The sequence below is a fragment of the Mesorhizobium sp. M0159 genome, assembly GCF_040322295.1.
GTDB lineage: Bacteria > Pseudomonadota > Alphaproteobacteria > Rhizobiales > Rhizobiaceae > Mesorhizobium.
In genome coordinates this window covers 1-15,781 of sequence record NZ_JAMYTF010000051.1, presented here as the reverse complement: position 1 = coordinate 15,781, position 15,781 = coordinate 1, and the positions used below count along the sequence as shown (strand labels likewise).

Genomic DNA, 15,781 nt, shown 5'->3' with positions numbered 1-15,781 from the left:
TCGTACTGAATATCAGGAAGTTTTTGACGTAAGGTCCCGAATATCAGGATTATTGGCATGCGACGCGTGACATTCGATCTCGAAGTCCTGCGCAGCTTCGTCACCGGCATGGAGCTGGGCAGCTTCGCCAAGGCCGCCGACCGGCTCGGCCGCTCGACCTCGGCAATCAGTGCGCAATTGAAGAAGCTGGAGGAGCAGGCGGCGACGCCGATCTTCCGTAAATCTGGGCGTGGTCTGGTGCTGACGGACGCGGGCGAGACCATGCTCGGCTACGCGCGGCGGCTGATCGAGCTCAATGACGAGGCCGCCTCCGCCATCCACGATGTCGAGCTGGAGGGTTGGGTGCGGCTTGGGCTACAGGAGGATTTCGGCGAGGCGGTGCTGCCGGAGGTGCTCGGGCGCTTCACCCGCGCCCATCCCAAGGTCAAGATCGAGGCCAGGATCGCACGCAGCCATGAGCTTGCCGAACGGATCATTTCGGGCAGCCTCGATATCGCGCTTGCCTGGCACAATGGCGCGACGCTGCCCTACAGCCGGCATGTAGCCGACGTCCAGATGCGCTGGATCGGCCCGGCAAAACAGATCGAGACCAGCCTGCGCGATGGCGAGGCGTTGCCGCTGGTGGCGCTCGAAGCGCCGTGCCTGCTGCGCAGCGTGGCGACCGAAACGCTCGACCGCGCCGGCCTGGCATGGCGGATGGCCTTCTCCAGCCCGAGCCTTGGCGGCATCTGGGCAGCCGTCGCCGCCGGGCTCGGACTGACGATCCGCACCGATATCGGCCTGCCGGCCACCGTCAGGGCGATGACGCCGGAGATCGCCGGGCTGCCCGCTTTGCCCAAGATGGCGCTGTTCCTGCATCGCAAGGAGGCCGAGCCCGACCCGGTAGCGGCGCGGCTTGGCGACATCCTGCTGCAGGCGGCGCTGGAAGCGTTGCCGGGAAGTGGCGACGCGGATGGTCTGAGGAAAGCGGCTTAGCGCAGACGAGCGCTCGCGATCCCTCGCGCCCCCCTCTGTCCTGCCGGACATCTCCCCCACGAGGGGGGAGATTAGACTAGCAGCTTCGCCGTCCCACCCGTCTTTCGGCGCTGGAGATTGGCTAAAGCGGAGAGGACGGCCAATCTCCCCCAAATGGGGGAGATGCCCGGCAGGGCAGAGGGGGCGCTGTCCCGCCGACGTCTCGCAAGGTTCCGCGAATGATGATCTAACGGCGCTTCTTCGCCCTGCTGGCGAACGGGTGGTCCGACGTGCGCAAGGCGATGCGGATCGGCACGCCGGGCATGTCGAAAGCCTCGCCTCTATGCTACCAACATGCTTAACACCCGTCATCGGCGAGCGGTCTCTCGCTTCAATGAGGTTTTTCGGTGCACGCTGGTCCGGTCAGGGGATAATTCCCCGAGGGCCCCGGCGTAGCTGAATCTGGCGGGTACCGCAGCATTTCTTGAACTTTATACCTGAACCGCAAGGACATTGATCATTGCCGCGGCGTTGCAGACGGCCAACCAGGGGCAGCAGCGCTGCGGAAGGCAGGAGCGCTGCCGCAAGGGCAGCCAACTTGGCCGAGATTCCCGGTACGACTAGGCGACGACCCGATTTGAACCCTCGCCACGCCCGTTCGGCTACATACTCCGGATCCACCTTGGGCAAGATGTTGAAGAGCACCGTCTGATTGGCGCCTGACCTTGCGAGAAACTCCGTCAGCACCGGGCCTGGTGCAACGCATGTGACCGTCACGCCGGTTCGGCGCAATTCCTGGTGAAGCGCCTCTGAGAAGAAGCGCACGAAAGCTTTGCTAGCGAAGTACACAGCCATATAAGGCCCGGGAACGAACCCGGCCACGGAACTGAGATTGAGCACCCCGCCCCGTCGGCGCGCCACCATTCCCGGCAGAAAATGAAGGGTCAGTTCTGTGAGGGAATGTATATTGAGATCGATGATGCCGAGTTGACCATCAATAGGCAGCGCCGTCGTCGCGCCCCGCAGGCCATAGCCGGCGCTGTTGACCAGGACATCACAGACCAGGCCGTGTGCGGACAGAAAGCCCTCCAGGCGCGTTGGCGCATCGCCTGCCACGAGATCCAACTCGAGCGTGAATGCCTCGCCGCCCGCCTCCCTAACCTCAGACGCCGCGCCGGCCAAACCCTCAGGCGAGCGGGCAACCAGCACAACCGCACCGCGCTCCCTTGCAGCGACGCACGCAATCGCCCGGCCAATTCCACCCGAGCCGCCAATCACGACGATAGCTGGCCGGAATTCACAGTGCGAAATCACGTCGCGTTCCTCTGTCTTGCAGGAGCGGAAACATCTTGACCGAGCAGCACCACTTCATTGGCGACAGTGCCGTTCAGAATCTTTTCGAATCTCTCCAGTGCTCGTGCGACGTTCGCTCCATCCATGACCCGGTGATCGTAGTGGATGCGGACATTCACCGATCCGTCTTTGCCGATCGGACCGTAGTTGAGAAGGGTGGTCAGTGGTGTCAGCGGGTTGAGTGATTCCGCACCGAGGCCAGAATAGACGGACAGTTGGAAGGTACCGAAGTAATTTGCCCTTTGCCGGGCGATGTTCAACCCTAGCCACATAAGCAGCCACCTGACTGGCGCGGGCGCACCTGCCACCCGCAAGGCACGCCGAAACTCCGGGACCTCCTGGATCGGCCGTGATCGAGCCGCGTGGATGGATCCCTCAAGTTCCGTGATGGAGTAGCGCTCCGGGCATTTGATGCGGCTCAGCAGAACGGCCGGCTCGCCATCATATTCGCGCTCGTGGGCAATCGAGGCTACGCTTGCCGGATACTCGTAAAGCTGCGGCCAAGGCAACTTGACATAGGCGCGCCGCAGCTCCGGCATCTCTAGGGCAAGAAGCGCATACCCTTTCAGGAAGATAGCGGTCCACGAGGGCCTGGTCTGCTGCGCCATTCTAGCCCTTACGAGTGGGCCGAGATTCATCTGACGCTGCACCGCGACCCGTGGCACGCCGATCGAAAACCTCATCAGATCGCCAACAAGGCGCCGGGGCGCGGAAAGCTTGAGGGCTCGGCCTCGCATAAAACGACCTCTAATAAAGATAAGGGAATATCCGCTTGGTCCTTTCCATATAGACACGGTATTGCGAGCCTAAATTCTCCAGCATCATACGCTCTTCCTTATCCACTCTCAGCAGGAAAAGGACTGCGAAACCAATCAAACCCGATATGCCCGCAACCCAGTTCGGCAGCAGAAAGAGCTGGCCGAGCCCCATAAGCAGGAAAGAGGTGTACATAGGGTGACGGACCAAGGCGTATGGCCCGGCGCTGACCAGTTCATGCCGTTCGCGAATCTCGAGCGTAATCGACCAGTTACGGCCAAGTTCCTTGTGGGATAAGCGAAAAATCCACAGCGCTGAGCAGAAGATGATGGTTCCGAGCGCCACCGACCACACGCTGGCCGGATGATCAGCCGCTCCGGGGATGCCGGTAGCGACATAGAAGCCAGGCAGGATTGCCAGGCCAAGGAGAGCCGATACAAGCCCGACGGTGTCGGAACTTGAGCTGCCGCCAGCTACAATTCGCACGCGCCTTGCCCGGCGCTCGAACGGATACCGGATCACGTACCAAGCAACGATGCCGATCACCCATATGATCTCGCCAACTGAGGCTACAGCAATGGTCACGTCACGTCACCGGAGCCTTTTCTCGATCTGGGACGATGATAAGCCGTCGCAACGATGTCACCGTCCGAGTTGTCGACCGTAGACATTCAGAGCGCGTTCCCTTCGCACTTAACCGGGCGAATGGGCGCGAAAGCGGGTTTTGCCAATCGCATTTCAACCCGCGTTCATCTCCCGAAGCTTGGTTATGAATTGTTGCGGCCGGAGCCAGATACCGGGGGTCTTATACCCCATGGATCTAGCGATGTCCGCTACGAATGCGTTGCAGTTGTAGAGCGACGCGTGCCAAAGCGGAGAACTGGCCTGCAGCCTTCGTATGCTCGCGACGACTTTCCTATATTCGGCTTCGGTAAGTAATACACGCCAGCTTGCCGACCGGTAAGCATCTTCCAGGTCGCCGTCCGTCCACCCGGTCGAGGCTGGCACGGGCGCCAAATGGCCGAGAACATAGACATTGGGATCACCGGACTTCGGAGCGAGGCCCGCCACTTCGGGGTTGACCATCCGTCCGGCCTGGTTCAATCGTCCAAAAATCACGTAGGAATGGCCGTAGGTAAGGGCGTACCGGGAGCGGAACTCGATGAAATACCGCTGGGCTTGAGTTGACGCCGCCGCGCGCGCCGGCATCGCCGCGGTTCTCAGTGCCTTATCATTGGACACAAAAGTCGGCTGGGGCTTGCTGTCCTGCGACTGACATGACGCTGCGACAAGTGCGAGCAGGGCCACAATTGTTGAACGGCCACTTACTAGCGTCATCTATCCAGAACTCCGAGAACCGCAGGCCTAGCGCCAACCTATGCCCGCTAACGCACGTAGGCTACGAATCCGGCTGGCCCCTGCATATCGATTGGGAAGGGCCTGGCGGCCCTTCCCGAATAACCGAAAGCCGGTCCTTATTTAATCACGGGCTCCTCTACGGCAGCGGGTTCCGGCGGAGGAGCCTTCCCCTTTCCTTTGCCGATCATGCCATTCGCGCAGCCGCTCAGGCTGGCAACGGCGAGGGTGGCAACCATTACAATCAACATCCTGTTCATCAAGCAATCCTTTCCCCGAGGGCGGAACAGCCTATGGAATCGCCACAAATAAAAACAATATGCAGCCCCGCCAAGCTACCCGCGATCTACATCAACGCCTAGTGCAGAAATGACACAGTTGGCACCCGGTTCCAGGCGGCACCTTTGCGGTGACGTGCTGGCAGGTTCACCATCCAACGGAGATCAGGCCTGCCCACCATCAAACAACCACCACCGTCGTGCCCAAAGGAGTACGGTCGTAGAGGTCAATGACGTCGTCATCGATCATACGGATGCACCCGTTCGATACTGCTGTGCCTATCGTCCACGGCTCGTTTGTACCATGTATCCGGAAGTGGGTGTCGCGCCCGTCGCGATAGAGATAAAGGGCACGCGCACCAAGCGGGTTGTTTGGTCCGCCAGGGACGCCCCCTGCATACTTCACCAGGCGCGGCTTGCGCTTCATCATGCTGGCGGTGGGTGTCCACGACGGCCAGTCCGCCTTGCGGCCGACGGTCGCTGTACCCTTGAACGAAAGTCCCTGCTCGCCGACGCCGACGCCGTAGCGCGTCGCCCACCCGTCCGTCTCGACGGCATAGAGAAAACGTTGCGAAGTATCGACGACGATCGTTCCGGCCGGCTCGTTTCCGTCGTACCGCACATGCTGCCGTCGGTAACGAGGATTCAGGCCACGCCTTGGTCCGAACGCGGATGAAATCGGCTCCGCCACCTGTTGTAACGTCGACGTACATCCGGAGACCATCAGAGCCAGACTACCCAGCACGAGCCCCCGGCGCGCAATGTGGTGTTCTTCCATTTCTACCTGCTAGGAAACTGGTCATCTACCGCCGCCTTCGTCTCTACCATTCCAAGGCCTGCGGGCCAAGTCTCGCTTTGTGGTGGCAAAATGAATTCACAGGATTGACAAGCGAATTGGAGCGAAACTTCTTGCGATAACCGTCTGCCTCTGTTCGGTTATGTCAAAATTGGCATAGGACAGAGACGATGAAGCCTGACTTCCATGGTAAAGTCGCGATTGTGACCGGCGCAGGATCCGGAATAGGTGCGGCTGTTTCACGGCAACTCGCGCAAGAAGGAGCCGAGATTGTTGTCGCCGACCTTGATGCCGAGGCAGCGCACTGCAGAGCCGCCGAAATAAGCTCGCAAGGCGGCAGGGCCTACGACTTTGCGGTAGATGTCACGGATGCCGCAGCCGTGGAAAAGCTGATCGAGTTCACTGTCCAGAAATGCGGCGGACTGGATATGGCGGTAAACAATGCAGGTATCGACGGCATTCGAAAAGCAACGGCAGACTATCCGCTCGACAACTGGCACAAACTGATAAACGTCAATCTAAATGGCGTTTTCTACAGCATGAAGTACGAAATCGCCGCGATGCTGGATCGGGGCGGAGGCGCCATCGTGAACATGTCCTCCGTTCTCGGTTCCGTCGGCTTGCCAACTGCGTCCGCATACACGGCAGCGAAACACGGGGTCGTTGGATTAACCAAGGTTGCGGCGATTGAATATGCGAGGATGGGCATCCGGATCAATGTCGTCGGCCCCGGCTGGATCGAAACGCCTCTTTTATCGGAGCAAATGGAGGCATTAGCCAGCCGGCGCATGGCAGGTCTTCAGCCGATGGGCAGGCGCGGGAAACCGGAAGAGGTAGCGGCTCTTGTATGCTTCCTGTTGTCCGACCAGGCCAGCTTTATCACTGGGAGCTACCATCTGGTGGACGGAGCTTACACCGCCCATTAGGTGCAGAGGCTGCCCCCACTCACGCCGGCCACCGTCAGGGCGATGACGCCGGAGATCGCCGGGGTGCCCGCCTTGCCCAAGATGGCGCTGTTCCTGCATCGCAAGGAGGCCGAGCCCGACCCGGTAGCGGCGCGGCTTGGCGACATCCTGTTGCAGGCGGCGCTGGAAGCGTTGCCGCAGACGCAACCGGCGCCCGTTCTGCGCAACGTAGCGTAAAGGGACAGTGGCGCTCAGCGGCGCTTCTTTGCCTTGCTGGCGAAAGGATTGTCCGAGGTGCGCAAGGCGATGCGGATCGGCACGCCGGGCATGTCGAAAGCCTCGCGCAGGCTGTTCGAGAGATAGCGGACATAGGATTGCGGCATCGCGTCCGGCCGTGAGCAGGAGACGACGAAGCCCGGCGGCCGCGTCTTGGCCTGGGTGACATATTTGATCTTCAGCCGACGTCCGGCGACGGCCGGCGGCGGATGATGCGCCAAAATGCCTTCCAGCCAGCGGTTGAGCTTGCCGGTCGACACACGGCTGTTCCAAACTCGATGCGTCCGGATGACGGCATCCATCAGCTTGTCGAGGCCACGCCCGGTCTCGGCCGACACCGGCACCGCCTGCATGCCGCGCGCCTGCGGCAGCAGCCGCTCGGTTTTTTCGCGCAGCTCGGCCAGCAACTCCTGGGGATGGTCGACAAGATCCCATTTGTTGAAGGCGATCACCGGGGCACGGCCCTCGCGGATGATCAGGTCGGCGATCTGCAGATCCTGCTTCTCGAAGGGAATGGTGGCGTCGAGCACGATGATGACGATCTCGGCAAAGCGGATGGCGCGCAAGCCGTCCTGCACCGACATCACTTCGAGCTTTTCGTGGATCCTGGCCTTGCGGCGCATGCCGGCGGTGTCGAACAATTTTAAGCGGCGGCCATGCCAGTCCCAGTCGACCGAGATGGAATCGCGAGTGATGCCGGCCTCGGGGCCGGTCAACAGCCGCTCCTCGCCGATCAGCGCGTTGATCAGCGTTGACTTGCCGGCGTTGGGGCGGCCGACGACGGCGATGCGCATCGGCTTGGTGTCGTCATAGCTCGGCTCGGCGTCCGGGTCGCTGATGTCCTCGCCGATCAGCACCTCGCTGGCGGCGACCTCCTCCTCGCCGGCCTCTTCGTCCTCGCCGAAGGCACGCGCCTCGCCCAGTGCCGCGATTACCGCATCGCGCAAATCGGGCAGGCCCTGGCCGTGTTCGGCCGAGACCGGGATCGGTTCGCCAAGGCCGAGCTCCCAGGCCTCCAGCATGCCGCCCTGGGCGCTGCGCGCCTCGGCCTTGTTGGCAACGACGAGAACCGGCTTGCCGGATTTGCGCACGATCTCGGCGAAGGTCTTGTCGTCGGGCATCAGCCCGGACTTGGCATCGATCGTAAAAAAGATCAGGTCAGCCTCGCGGATGGCGATCTCGGTCTGGGCGCGCATGCGGCCGGGCAGCGTCGAGGCAGCCGCATCCTCGAAGCCGGCGGTGTCGATGACGTCGAAATGCAGGTCGTAGAGCTTTGCGGCATGGACGCGGCGATCGCGAGTGACGCCGGGCGTATCATCGACAAGCGCCAGCTTCCTTCCCACCAGCCGATTGAAAAGGGTCGATTTGCCGACGTTAGGCCGGCCGATGATGGCGACTTTGAAGGTCATGGACTATCACGACACGCCGCCCGAGCCGCGGATCAGCTCGGACATCAAAGTCGCCCGCTCGCGCGTGTTGTGCGGGGCGCCATCATCCGCGGCGATCTGGTCGAACAGCTTCAATGCATCCGCCGCCTTGCCTTCCTTCCAGGCGGCAAGGCCAAGCGCCTCGCGCGCCGTATGGCGCAATGTGTTGGTGTCGGCGGTGAGCGCCTCGACGCGGCTGGAGACATCGGCGAAAGAGCCGTGGTCGACCAGAAGCAGCGCTGCCCTGAGACGAGCCATGTCGCGAATGCCGGAGGGGATCTTGGTGTCGGCGGCGACCTCGTCGAAATCCTTGACGGCGGCGTCGACGTCGCCCTTGTCCGCCTTGACGGTTGCCGCGCGCATGCGGGCGAGCAGCGGATAGGCGCCGTAGCCGTCCTTCTCCAACGCCTCCAGAGCGGCAAGCGCCTCGTCGTTCTTGCCGTCATTGGCGAGCTTGAGCGCCTGCGAAAAAGCATCGCCCGAGCGGTTGGCGCGGGTCTCGTCCCAATAGCGGTAGCCGACGACAGCGCCAGTGCCAAGCACCACCAGCACGGCCAGCACGAGCAAGGCGGGACCGAAACGATCCCACAGCGCATGCGCCTGGTCGCGACGAATCTCTTCGTTGACTTCGCGGATAAAACTGTCGTCCGACATGGATCAAAACCATTCATGCCCCGGGCGGGGCGGTTGATGAGCCCGCGTTTTAGCGAAATTTTGCCGGCATGGAAGGGGTTCGGCAGGAAAATCGCCTATTCACGAGGCAGTCACCGCCAACGGCGGCCGCACAGGTCGATCGCACCCGTGCCATATTTCACCGGTAGGCGGTGCTTCTACATTCCCTAATCAAGTCAGATGCCTTTGCCCCGTTTGTCCCGCGTTATTGCGTTTTCCATTGCCGCGCTTGCTGCCGGCGCGGCTTTTGCCGACCCGCTGGCGGCGCCGGCAAAGCCGAAGCAGATCGTGATCATCTCGTTCGACAGCGCCCGCGACATTTCGCAATGGCAGCGCAGCCGGGCGCTGGCCCGGCGCACAGGCGCGCATTTCACCTATTTCGTCTCCTGCGTGTTTCTGTTGTCGCCCGAGACACGCAAGGAATACACCGCGCCCGGCAAGACAGAAGGCAAATCGAACATCGGCTTTGCCGCCTCCAAACAGGAAGTTGCCGAGCGGCTCGAGCAGATCAACCTTGCGGCCTCGGAAGGCCACGACATCGGCAGCCATGGCTGCGGTCATTTCGACGGCAAGGACTGGAGCAAAGCCGACTGGCTGAGCGAGTTCGGCTCATTCAAGCATATTCTCGAAAACGCGTATTCGATCAACGGCATCGCTCCTGAACCGAAGGGCTGGCGCGATTTCGCCCGCAAATCGGTGGTCGGGTTTCGCGCGCCTTATCTGTCGGCAAACAAGGCGCTCTATGAGGCGCTGCCCGCGGCCGGCTTCCTGCTCGACGCAAGCGGCGTTTCCCGTGGGCCGGTCGAGCCGCCGACCGTCAACGGCATCACGCGCTTTTCGCTGCCGCAGATCCCGGAAGGGCCGAGCTCAAGGCGCGTGATCGCCATGGATTACAATCTCTATGTCAGACATTCCGGCGGCTTCGAGCGGCCGAGCATGGCAGAAGAGTTCGCTGACCGGACCTATAACGCGTTCCGCGCCGCCTTCGATGCGCAATACCAGGGCAAGCGCATTCCGCTTGAGCTCGGCTTCCACTTCACGCTGATGAATGACGGCGCCTACTGGAACGCGCTGGAACGCTTTGCCGGCGAGGTCTGCGTCAAAGCGGACGTCGAGTGCATTAGTTTTCGCGACTATGTATCGCGGCGAGGCGAAAGGCAGGCGGCGGTGGGGGGCGGAGCCGCAAGCGCCGCCGCCCGCCAGTCTTAGCTTGCCGGCTGATCCTCAGGACGCAGCCCGGCTTGTTCCCGTTCTAGATAGTGCTGATCGATCACCGGCAGCGGCTCGCCCTTGATCGTGGCTTCGAACGCTCGCAGCCGCTTGTGGACTGACAAGAGCTCAACGATCGTTGACCAGGAATTAACAAGATATTGGAACGAGCTGGTCACTTGGCTGAACGCGGAATTGACCTGGTTGACGAGACCCAACGTTAAGGTTCCGGCGACCAACGAAGGAGTCATCAAAAAAAGAGGGAATATGGTATTTAGTTGCAAGTAGAGATAGCGGACCACATTGAAATAGACGTAGTGGAAATAGAGCCGGAAGTAGTTCTGGCGCACATTTCCGAACAATTCGGAAACGGTCGGCGGCTGCGCTCGGGACTGATCGTCCTCACCATAAACAAGTTCCTTGCGGTAAGCGGCTTCGACGCGCTGGTTGCGAAACTGCAAGCCGGGCAGCTTTATGCCGGCGGTGGCAATGCATACCGTCCCAAACATCGCCCAGAAGATCGCAGCCAAAACCAACGGCTGCGGCACCTGACCGATGAAAGGCAATGCCGTAATGTGCTTTGAGTAGGCAAGCAAAATCGGCATGAAGGCGATCAAAGTCATTATCGAATCAATAAAGCTGGTCCCAAGATCTTCCATGATCTTTGAAAAGCGCATCGTGTCTTCCTGCACGCGCTGGGAAGCTCCCTCGATGCTCCGCACCCTAGGCCAATAGGACATGTAGTAGTCGTTCATCGCTGTCCGCCAGCGAAACACCCAATGGCTTACAAAGAAATTTGTCAGAACGTAAACAGTAACAGCCACCAGAGCGATGCCGAGGAAAGTTATTAACTGCGCATAAACATCATACTCTGTCGCCTTCACACTTTTGCTCACAATGCCCTGAATCAGATCCCAGAACGGCCCGTACCAGGCATTGATCGCTACACTCACCTGAACCTGAAAATAGGTCGTGAACAAGATCAGCGAGCTGCCAAGGATCGACCAGCGGTCCCACGGGTGCGGGGAATACCAATGCCAGAAGGCGTAAAAGAGCAGCACACCAAGTGTAAAATAGATGTAGAACCAAAGGAACGGAGGCGACCAGAAAACGGAAACGCCAATGATCGGCGCCGCGTCCGCTGCAGGGAGGGGAAATCCGACCAAAGCGCCTAGCTGGTCGCCGCCGAGAAACCACACGGCCACCATGACCGCACTCCAGACGGCGGCCGAGGTGAAAAAGAGCTTCGGCTGCGGGAAGAAGGATACGAACACTGTGGGAAAATCCTCGGTCGATGCGCAAATCAGCGGGGTTCAGCGGGCATAAAGTCACACATTAGTGGGAAAGAAAATGCCCGTGCCCGATGCCCGCAACCGAGCAAGACCATAATCATGGCGATTTTGGCGCAGCCGACCAGGTGATCGCGCCGGAAGCGAGCAGGACGGCGGCGGCCACGATCGAGGCGAGGAAAAAGTTACCCGAGGCCTGCGCAAGCAGCCCGGCGACGATCGGGCCGATGATCTGGCCAAGGCCGAAGGCGGCCGTCATTACCGCCAGCATCCGGCGTGGTGCTTGCGGAGCAAGCTGCCTGCCCGTCTGCAGGCCAAGCGCGGTGATGGCGATGAAGGTGCCGCCGACAAGAAGGCCGCCGAGCAGCGGCCCGGTGCGCCCGCCCATGACGACACTGGCGCTGACGCCGACCACCTCGACCAGACACCCCAGGGCATAGGTGGCATAAAGCCCGATCCTGGCCGCGAGCTTCTGCCACAGCCAGACCGAGGGGAAACCGGCAAGGCCGGTGACCATCCAGACCACGGCCTCGAAGACGCGGCCGCCGCCGCCCTGGCGGACGATGGCGACCAGGAACGTTGCCGTGACGATATAGCCGAAGCCGAACAGGCCGTATGCGACGATGATCTTCACCAGCGACCGGTGTTTCGGCAGTGCCGGCTCGCTCCCGGTGGTGCTGTTCGCGGCCGAGGTGCCGCCGGCCAGCAAGCCGACGGCGGCAAAGCCGCAGGCCGAAATCACCGCCGACCATAGCCAGCCCGCCGCCCAGCCGGCATGTTCGGTGACGAGGACTGCCAACAGCGCCGAGGACGCCGCGATGCCGAGGCCGACACCGCCGAAATACAGCGCCTGCAGGTCGTTTCGCCCGGCCGCGGCGAGATGACCGAAAACGATGCTGGTCATGAAGACCAGGACAAAGGCGCTTGCAACGCCGGCAAGAAAGCGGATGACGAGAAACGCGGCCATCGTGCCGGTCAGGCCCATCAGGCCGGCGAGGATCGCGGTGGCGGCAAGGCCGGCCAGCATCAGCTGACGCTCGCGGCCTTGCGCCCAGCCGCCGGTGGCGGCAAGCGCGCCGACGAGATAGCCGAGATAATTGGCAGATGCGATCCAGCCGGCATCGGCCGGCGACAGGCCGAGCTCTTCCATCATGCCAGGCAGGATCGGCGTATAGACGAACCGGCCGATGCCCATGGCGACGGCCAGGGCAATCATGCCGGCGATTGCGAGGCGCAAGGGCGAAGCGATGTTCATCGCGGTGCACCATAGGTGCGCCTGCCGGCGAGACAATCCGCCTTTTATTGGGCCAGAAGGGCTGCGCAGCCGCGTCGGCGGCCGGCTCACCTGAGTGCCAGCAAGTCCTTCTTCAGCCGCAGCAGGTCCTTGGCGGGGCCGTCTCGAAGCGGGTACGACGCGCGGTCAGCCTGAATGGCATGTCGGCGAGTTCGCGCTCCGACATGGTGTCGAGCACCGGATGCGCCAGCGGATCGGTCACCCAATTGATGCCCTCGCTGTCATGCCGGCGCGGCTGCGTTCCGATCGGGGAAAAGGCGCCGAGCCATAACAAAATCTTCATCAGATTTGCCTCCTCACTCTGAGTAGCCCACTTAGAATCCGGCATCCGGCAGTGTCTGGCAATTGAGATTTCAGCCGTTCGAGTTTAGAAAAACTGTATGGCTATGCTGAACCGCGTGCACCTCAACGGCTTACGCGCCGTCGAAGCCGTCGCGCGCCTGGGCTCGCTCACGGCGGCGGCCGGCGAGCTCAACGTCTCGGTCAGCGCCGTCAGCCAGCAGATCAACCGAACAGAAAAACAACTCGGCCGCGCGCTGTTCGAACGAACGCCAGCTGGCCTGGTGGCGACGGAATTCGGCACCGTCTTTACCGCGCGGCTCAGCGCCGGGTTTCGCGAACTCGCACAGGCGGTGGCGCTTGCCGATGAAAGCTCGGAGTGCACGCTGGTGGTTTCGGTGGCGCCGGCTTTTGCCTCGAAATGGCTGCTGCCGCGGCTGTCGCGGCATTTTGCCCGCCATCCGAACGTGCTCCTGCGCATCGATGCCTCGGCGCGGCTTGCCGATCTCGATCGTTCGGACATCGACGTCGCCATTCGGCTCGGCGACGGCAAATGGCCAGGCGGGCGCGCCGAATTGCTGCTGGCGCAGGAGGTGTTTCCGGTCTGTGCACCGGTGATCGCCAGCAAGCTGAAATCGATCGAGGACCTTGCTTTGACCTGTGCGATCACCGACGAAAGGTCGATGATCAGTTGGGAGAGCTGGTTCGAAGCCGCCGGGGTGGAGCCGGTCACCTTCATGAAAGGCGCGCGCTTCACCGACCCGATGCTGTGCCTGGAATCAGCGATTGCCGGTCACGGCGTCATGCTCGGCTGGCAGTTGCTGGCCGCCGACGCGCTGGCCGACGGCCGTCTCGTTGCGCCGTTCGGCATACGGGCGCAGAGCGGGCTCGGCTATTGGCTGGTGACCTCGGCCAGCAAGAGCGAAAGCCGCAAAGTCAGGGATTTCAAGACCTGGATCCGCGAAGAGATCGAGGCGACGATGGCGCAGTTCAGATCGCTCGAGCGTCAGCTAGACCTGCCGGCGTCATCAGAGTGGAAAGGTCGGCAGCGCCGGTCTATGTAAGAAACAGTCCCCAATCACAGCAGGCAGGATCATGACCACACATTCGCGCGGCGTTTCCGCAACCATCGACCCGGTGAAGCTCGACAGGCTGGCGGAGGTCGCCGTCAAGGTCGGGCTGCAATTGCAACCGGGGCAGGATCTGGTGCTGACCTCGTCTATTGCAGCGCTGCCTTTGACGCGGCGGATCGTCGAGCACGCCTACAAGGCAGGTGCCGGCCTGGTGACGCCGATCTTCAACGACGATGAGATCACGCTCGCGCGCTTCCGCTACGGCGTCGACGCCGGCTTCGACCGCGCCGCCGGCTGGCTCTATGAAGGCATGGCAAAAGCCTTCGCCAACAATGCGGCGAGGCTTGCCGTGCGCGGCGAGGATCCGTCGCTGCTTTCGGCGCAGGACCCGGCAAAGGTGGCGCGTGCCAACAAGGCGAATTCGATGGCCTACCAGCCGGCGCTGGAGAAGATCACCGGCTTCGACATCAACTGGAACATCGTCGCCTATCCCGATCAGGCCTGGGCCAAGCAGGTTTTCCCGGACGATGCCGAAGACGTCGCGGTGGCCAAGCTCGCCGACGCCATCTTTGCCGCCTCGCGGGTGGATGTCGAAGACCCGATCGGCAACTGGACGGCGCACAATACGGCGTTGAAGAGCCGCACCGAATGGCTGAACGGCCACAATTTCCACGCACTGCATTTCACCGGCCCCGGCACCGACCTGACCGTCGGGCTGGCCGACGGCCACGAGTGGATGGGCGGCGCCTCGACCGCCAAGAACGGCATCACCTGCAACCCCAACATCCCGACCGAAGAGGTTTTCACCACGCCGCATGCAAGGCGCGTCGAAGGCCATGTCACCAGCACCAAGCCGCTGTCCTATCAGGGTACCCTGATCGACGGCATTGCGGTGCGTTTCGAGGCGGGCCGCATTGTCGAGGCCAAGGCCACGAAGGGCGAGGATGTGCTGCAAAAGGTGCTCGATACCGACGAAGGCTCGCGCCGTCTCGGCGAGGTGGCGCTGGTGCCGCATTCCTCGCCGATCGCCAAGAGCGGGCTGCTGTTTTTCAACACGCTGTTCGACGAGAACGCCGCCTGCCACATCGCGCTCGGCCAGTGCTATTCGAAGTGCTTCGTCGACGGCGCCTCGCTCGGCCAGGACGAGATCGCGGCGCGCGGCGGCAACAAGAGTTTCATCCACATCGACTGGATGATCGGCTCGGACAAGATCGACATAGACGGCGTCCATAAGGACGGCAGCCGCGTGCCGGTGATGCGCAAGGGCGAGTGGGTTTAGGCCCGGGATCTTTAAGCGAAGGCCAGCAAGCAGCGGCGCCTGCTGGCCCATGCGGAGTTGGCAATGGAGCTCGCGGTCAAGCGCATCTATGAGCCGCCGGCGCCCGATGACGGGCAGCGGGTGCTCGTCGACCGCATATGGCCTCGCGGCATCGCCAAGCAGGACGCGGCGCTGACGCTCTGGCTAAAGGACATCGCGCCAAGCAATGGGTTGCGCAAATGGTTCGGCCATGAGCCGGCGCGCTGGGCGGAGTTCCAGCGGCGATACCGCGATGAGCTCGACCGGAACGGCGAGGCGGTGGCGGAACTACGTGCCTTGCTCCGTGAAGGCAAGGTGGCGCTGCTCTACGGCGCCCATGACGAGGCGCACAACAATGCGGTGGCGCTGGCGAGCTATTTGCGTGAGACGGACTGAAGCGCGAGCCTGCGTCCTGTGACTTTGGAGATTGGCGAAGGCCGTAGCGACGGCCAGAGGGTTGCTTCCCTCCGACCTCTCAAGACTTGGGTTCCTCGCCCTGCGAAGCGGGGGAGAGGTGGCTCGGCGAAGCGGCCGGAGAGGGGGCTTTCGTAGAGTGCTCCCCCTCTC

General features: G+C 62.1%; 18 protein-coding genes. 7 read left to right on the top strand and 11 right to left on the bottom strand.

What is annotated here, in order from left to right; all coding sequences use genetic code 11:
- Positions 1-57: 57 nt before the first annotated feature.
- On the top strand, positions 58-975 hold the full coding sequence (locus tag NKJ32_RS29730) for a LysR substrate-binding domain-containing protein (protein WP_352593231.1): 918 nt from the start codon (positions 58-60) through the stop codon (positions 973-975).
- Positions 976-1,377: 402 nt separating this feature from the next.
- Here the strand turns inward: NKJ32_RS29730 and NKJ32_RS29725 are convergent, their stop codons facing one another.
- The 6 genes from NKJ32_RS29725 to NKJ32_RS29700 form a co-directional block, all read right to left on the bottom strand.
- Positions 1,378-2,268, bottom strand: coding sequence for an SDR family NAD(P)-dependent oxidoreductase (locus NKJ32_RS29725; RefSeq protein WP_352829699.1), 891 nt, complete (start codon positions 2,266-2,268; stop codon positions 1,378-1,380).
- Positions 2,265-3,044, bottom strand: coding sequence for a hypothetical protein (locus tag NKJ32_RS29720; protein ID WP_352593418.1), 780 nt, complete (start codon positions 3,042-3,044; stop codon positions 2,265-2,267). Before NKJ32_RS29720 ends, NKJ32_RS29725 begins: the two co-directional genes overlap by 4 nt.
- Positions 3,045-3,054: 10 nt before the next feature.
- Positions 3,055-3,642: a protein-S-isoprenylcysteine O-methyltransferase gene (locus NKJ32_RS29715; RefSeq protein ID WP_031195116.1), complete on the bottom strand. Its 588-nt coding sequence runs from the start codon at positions 3,640-3,642 to the stop codon at positions 3,055-3,057.
- Positions 3,643-3,801: 159 nt separating this feature from the next.
- Positions 3,802-4,401 carry a hypothetical protein gene (locus NKJ32_RS29710; protein WP_031195118.1) on the bottom strand — a complete coding sequence of 200 codons (600 nt, stop codon included), beginning with the start codon at positions 4,399-4,401 and terminating at the stop codon, positions 3,802-3,804.
- A gap of 137 nt (positions 4,402-4,538) precedes the next feature.
- On the bottom strand, positions 4,539-4,679 hold the full coding sequence (locus tag NKJ32_RS29705) for a hypothetical protein (protein ID WP_023722423.1): 141 nt from the start codon (positions 4,677-4,679) through the stop codon (positions 4,539-4,541).
- A 199-nt stretch (positions 4,680-4,878) separates the two neighbouring features.
- Positions 4,879-5,475 carry a L,D-transpeptidase gene (locus NKJ32_RS29700; protein ID WP_352593225.1) on the bottom strand — a complete coding sequence of 199 codons (597 nt, stop codon included), beginning with the start codon at positions 5,473-5,475 and terminating at the stop codon, positions 4,879-4,881.
- A 188-nt stretch (positions 5,476-5,663) separates the two neighbouring features.
- On the opposite strand from NKJ32_RS29700, the gene NKJ32_RS29695 reads away from it, so the two are divergent.
- Together NKJ32_RS29695 and NKJ32_RS29690 are read left to right on the top strand one after the other, a co-directional pair.
- Positions 5,664-6,419 (top strand): SDR family NAD(P)-dependent oxidoreductase, encoded by a 756-nt coding sequence (locus NKJ32_RS29695; protein WP_352476622.1) that lies wholly within the window; start codon positions 5,664-5,666, stop codon positions 6,417-6,419.
- Positions 6,420-6,635, top strand: coding sequence for a hypothetical protein (locus tag NKJ32_RS29690; protein ID WP_352593222.1), 216 nt, complete (start codon positions 6,420-6,422; stop codon positions 6,633-6,635). It begins immediately after the preceding gene.
- A gap of 14 nt (positions 6,636-6,649) precedes the next feature.
- Here the strand turns inward: NKJ32_RS29690 and der are convergent, their stop codons facing one another.
- Positions 6,650-8,083, bottom strand: coding sequence for a ribosome biogenesis GTPase Der (gene der, locus NKJ32_RS29685; protein ID WP_352593219.1), 1,434 nt, complete (start codon positions 8,081-8,083; stop codon positions 6,650-6,652).
- A 6-nt stretch (positions 8,084-8,089) separates the two neighbouring features.
- Positions 8,090-8,755 (bottom strand): tetratricopeptide repeat protein, encoded by a 666-nt coding sequence (locus tag NKJ32_RS29680; RefSeq protein WP_352593216.1) that lies wholly within the window; start codon positions 8,753-8,755, stop codon positions 8,090-8,092.
- A gap of 204 nt (positions 8,756-8,959) precedes the next feature.
- Between NKJ32_RS29680 and NKJ32_RS29675 the strand changes: the two genes are divergently transcribed.
- Positions 8,960-9,982 (top strand): polysaccharide deacetylase family protein, encoded by a 1,023-nt coding sequence (locus tag NKJ32_RS29675; protein WP_352640866.1) that lies wholly within the window; start codon positions 8,960-8,962, stop codon positions 9,980-9,982.
- On the opposite strand, the gene sbmA is transcribed toward NKJ32_RS29675, so the two are convergent.
- The 3 genes from sbmA to NKJ32_RS29660 all read right to left on the bottom strand — a co-directional run bounded on the left by sbmA (position 9,979) and on the right by NKJ32_RS29660 (position 12,848).
- Positions 9,979-11,256, bottom strand: coding sequence for a peptide antibiotic transporter SbmA (sbmA, locus tag NKJ32_RS29670; RefSeq protein ID WP_352449943.1), 1,278 nt, complete (start codon positions 11,254-11,256; stop codon positions 9,979-9,981). The two genes, NKJ32_RS29675 and sbmA, sit on opposite strands and share 4 nt — an antisense overlap.
- A gap of 115 nt (positions 11,257-11,371) precedes the next feature.
- Positions 11,372-12,526 (bottom strand): YbfB/YjiJ family MFS transporter, encoded by a 1,155-nt coding sequence (locus NKJ32_RS29665; protein WP_352593210.1) that lies wholly within the window; start codon positions 12,524-12,526, stop codon positions 11,372-11,374.
- A 112-nt stretch (positions 12,527-12,638) separates the two neighbouring features.
- A complete protein-coding gene (locus NKJ32_RS29660) occupies positions 12,639-12,848 on the bottom strand; it encodes a hypothetical protein (protein WP_352593207.1) in 210 nt (69 codons plus the stop codon).
- A gap of 97 nt (positions 12,849-12,945) precedes the next feature.
- Between NKJ32_RS29660 and NKJ32_RS29655 the strand changes: the two genes are divergently transcribed.
- From NKJ32_RS29655 to NKJ32_RS29645, 3 genes are read left to right on the top strand one after another with little or no spacing between them, the layout of a single operon-like run.
- A complete protein-coding gene (locus NKJ32_RS29655; protein ID WP_352593204.1) occupies positions 12,946-13,908 on the top strand; it encodes a LysR substrate-binding domain-containing protein in 963 nt (320 codons plus the stop codon).
- A gap of 31 nt (positions 13,909-13,939) precedes the next feature.
- Positions 13,940-15,196 (top strand): aminopeptidase, encoded by a 1,257-nt coding sequence (locus NKJ32_RS29650; RefSeq protein ID WP_352593201.1) that lies wholly within the window; start codon positions 13,940-13,942, stop codon positions 15,194-15,196.
- A 57-nt stretch (positions 15,197-15,253) separates the two neighbouring features.
- Positions 15,254-15,610, top strand: a complete 357-nt coding sequence (locus tag NKJ32_RS29645; protein WP_352593198.1) for a DUF488 domain-containing protein — start codon at positions 15,254-15,256, stop codon at positions 15,608-15,610.
- Positions 15,611-15,781: the final 171 nt, after the last annotated feature.

Bases quoted from the DNA above. Each gene is read 5' to 3' on its own strand.
- NKJ32_RS29665 (WP_352593210.1), bottom strand. From the start codon at position 12,526: ATGAACATCGCTTCGCCCTTGCGCCTCGCAATCGCCGGCATGATTGCC.
- NKJ32_RS29700 (WP_352593225.1), bottom strand. From the start codon at position 5,475: ATGGAAGAACACCACATTGCGCGCCGGGGGCTCGTGCTGGGTAGTCTG.
- NKJ32_RS29655 (WP_352593204.1), top strand. From the start codon at position 12,946: ATGGCTATGCTGAACCGCGTGCACCTCAACGGCTTACGCGCCGTCGAA.
- NKJ32_RS29710 (WP_031195118.1), bottom strand. From the start codon at position 4,401: ATGACGCTAGTAAGTGGCCGTTCAACAATTGTGGCCCTGCTCGCACTT.
- NKJ32_RS29705 (WP_023722423.1), bottom strand. From the start codon at position 4,679: ATGAACAGGATGTTGATTGTAATGGTTGCCACCCTCGCCGTTGCCAGC.
- NKJ32_RS29695 (WP_352476622.1), top strand. From the start codon at position 5,664: ATGAAGCCTGACTTCCATGGTAAAGTCGCGATTGTGACCGGCGCAGGA.
- der (WP_352593219.1), bottom strand. From the start codon at position 8,083: ATGACCTTCAAAGTCGCCATCATCGGCCGGCCTAACGTCGGCAAATCG.
- NKJ32_RS29730 (WP_352593231.1), top strand. From the start codon at position 58: ATGCGACGCGTGACATTCGATCTCGAAGTCCTGCGCAGCTTCGTCACC.
- NKJ32_RS29650 (WP_352593201.1), top strand. From the start codon at position 13,940: ATGACCACACATTCGCGCGGCGTTTCCGCAACCATCGACCCGGTGAAG.
- NKJ32_RS29680 (WP_352593216.1), bottom strand. From the start codon at position 8,755: ATGTCGGACGACAGTTTTATCCGCGAAGTCAACGAAGAGATTCGTCGC.
- NKJ32_RS29660 (WP_352593207.1), bottom strand. From the start codon at position 12,848: ATGAAGATTTTGTTATGGCTCGGCGCCTTTTCCCCGATCGGAACGCAG.
- NKJ32_RS29720 (WP_352593418.1), bottom strand. From the start codon at position 3,044: ATGCGAGGCCGAGCCCTCAAGCTTTCCGCGCCCCGGCGCCTTGTTGGC.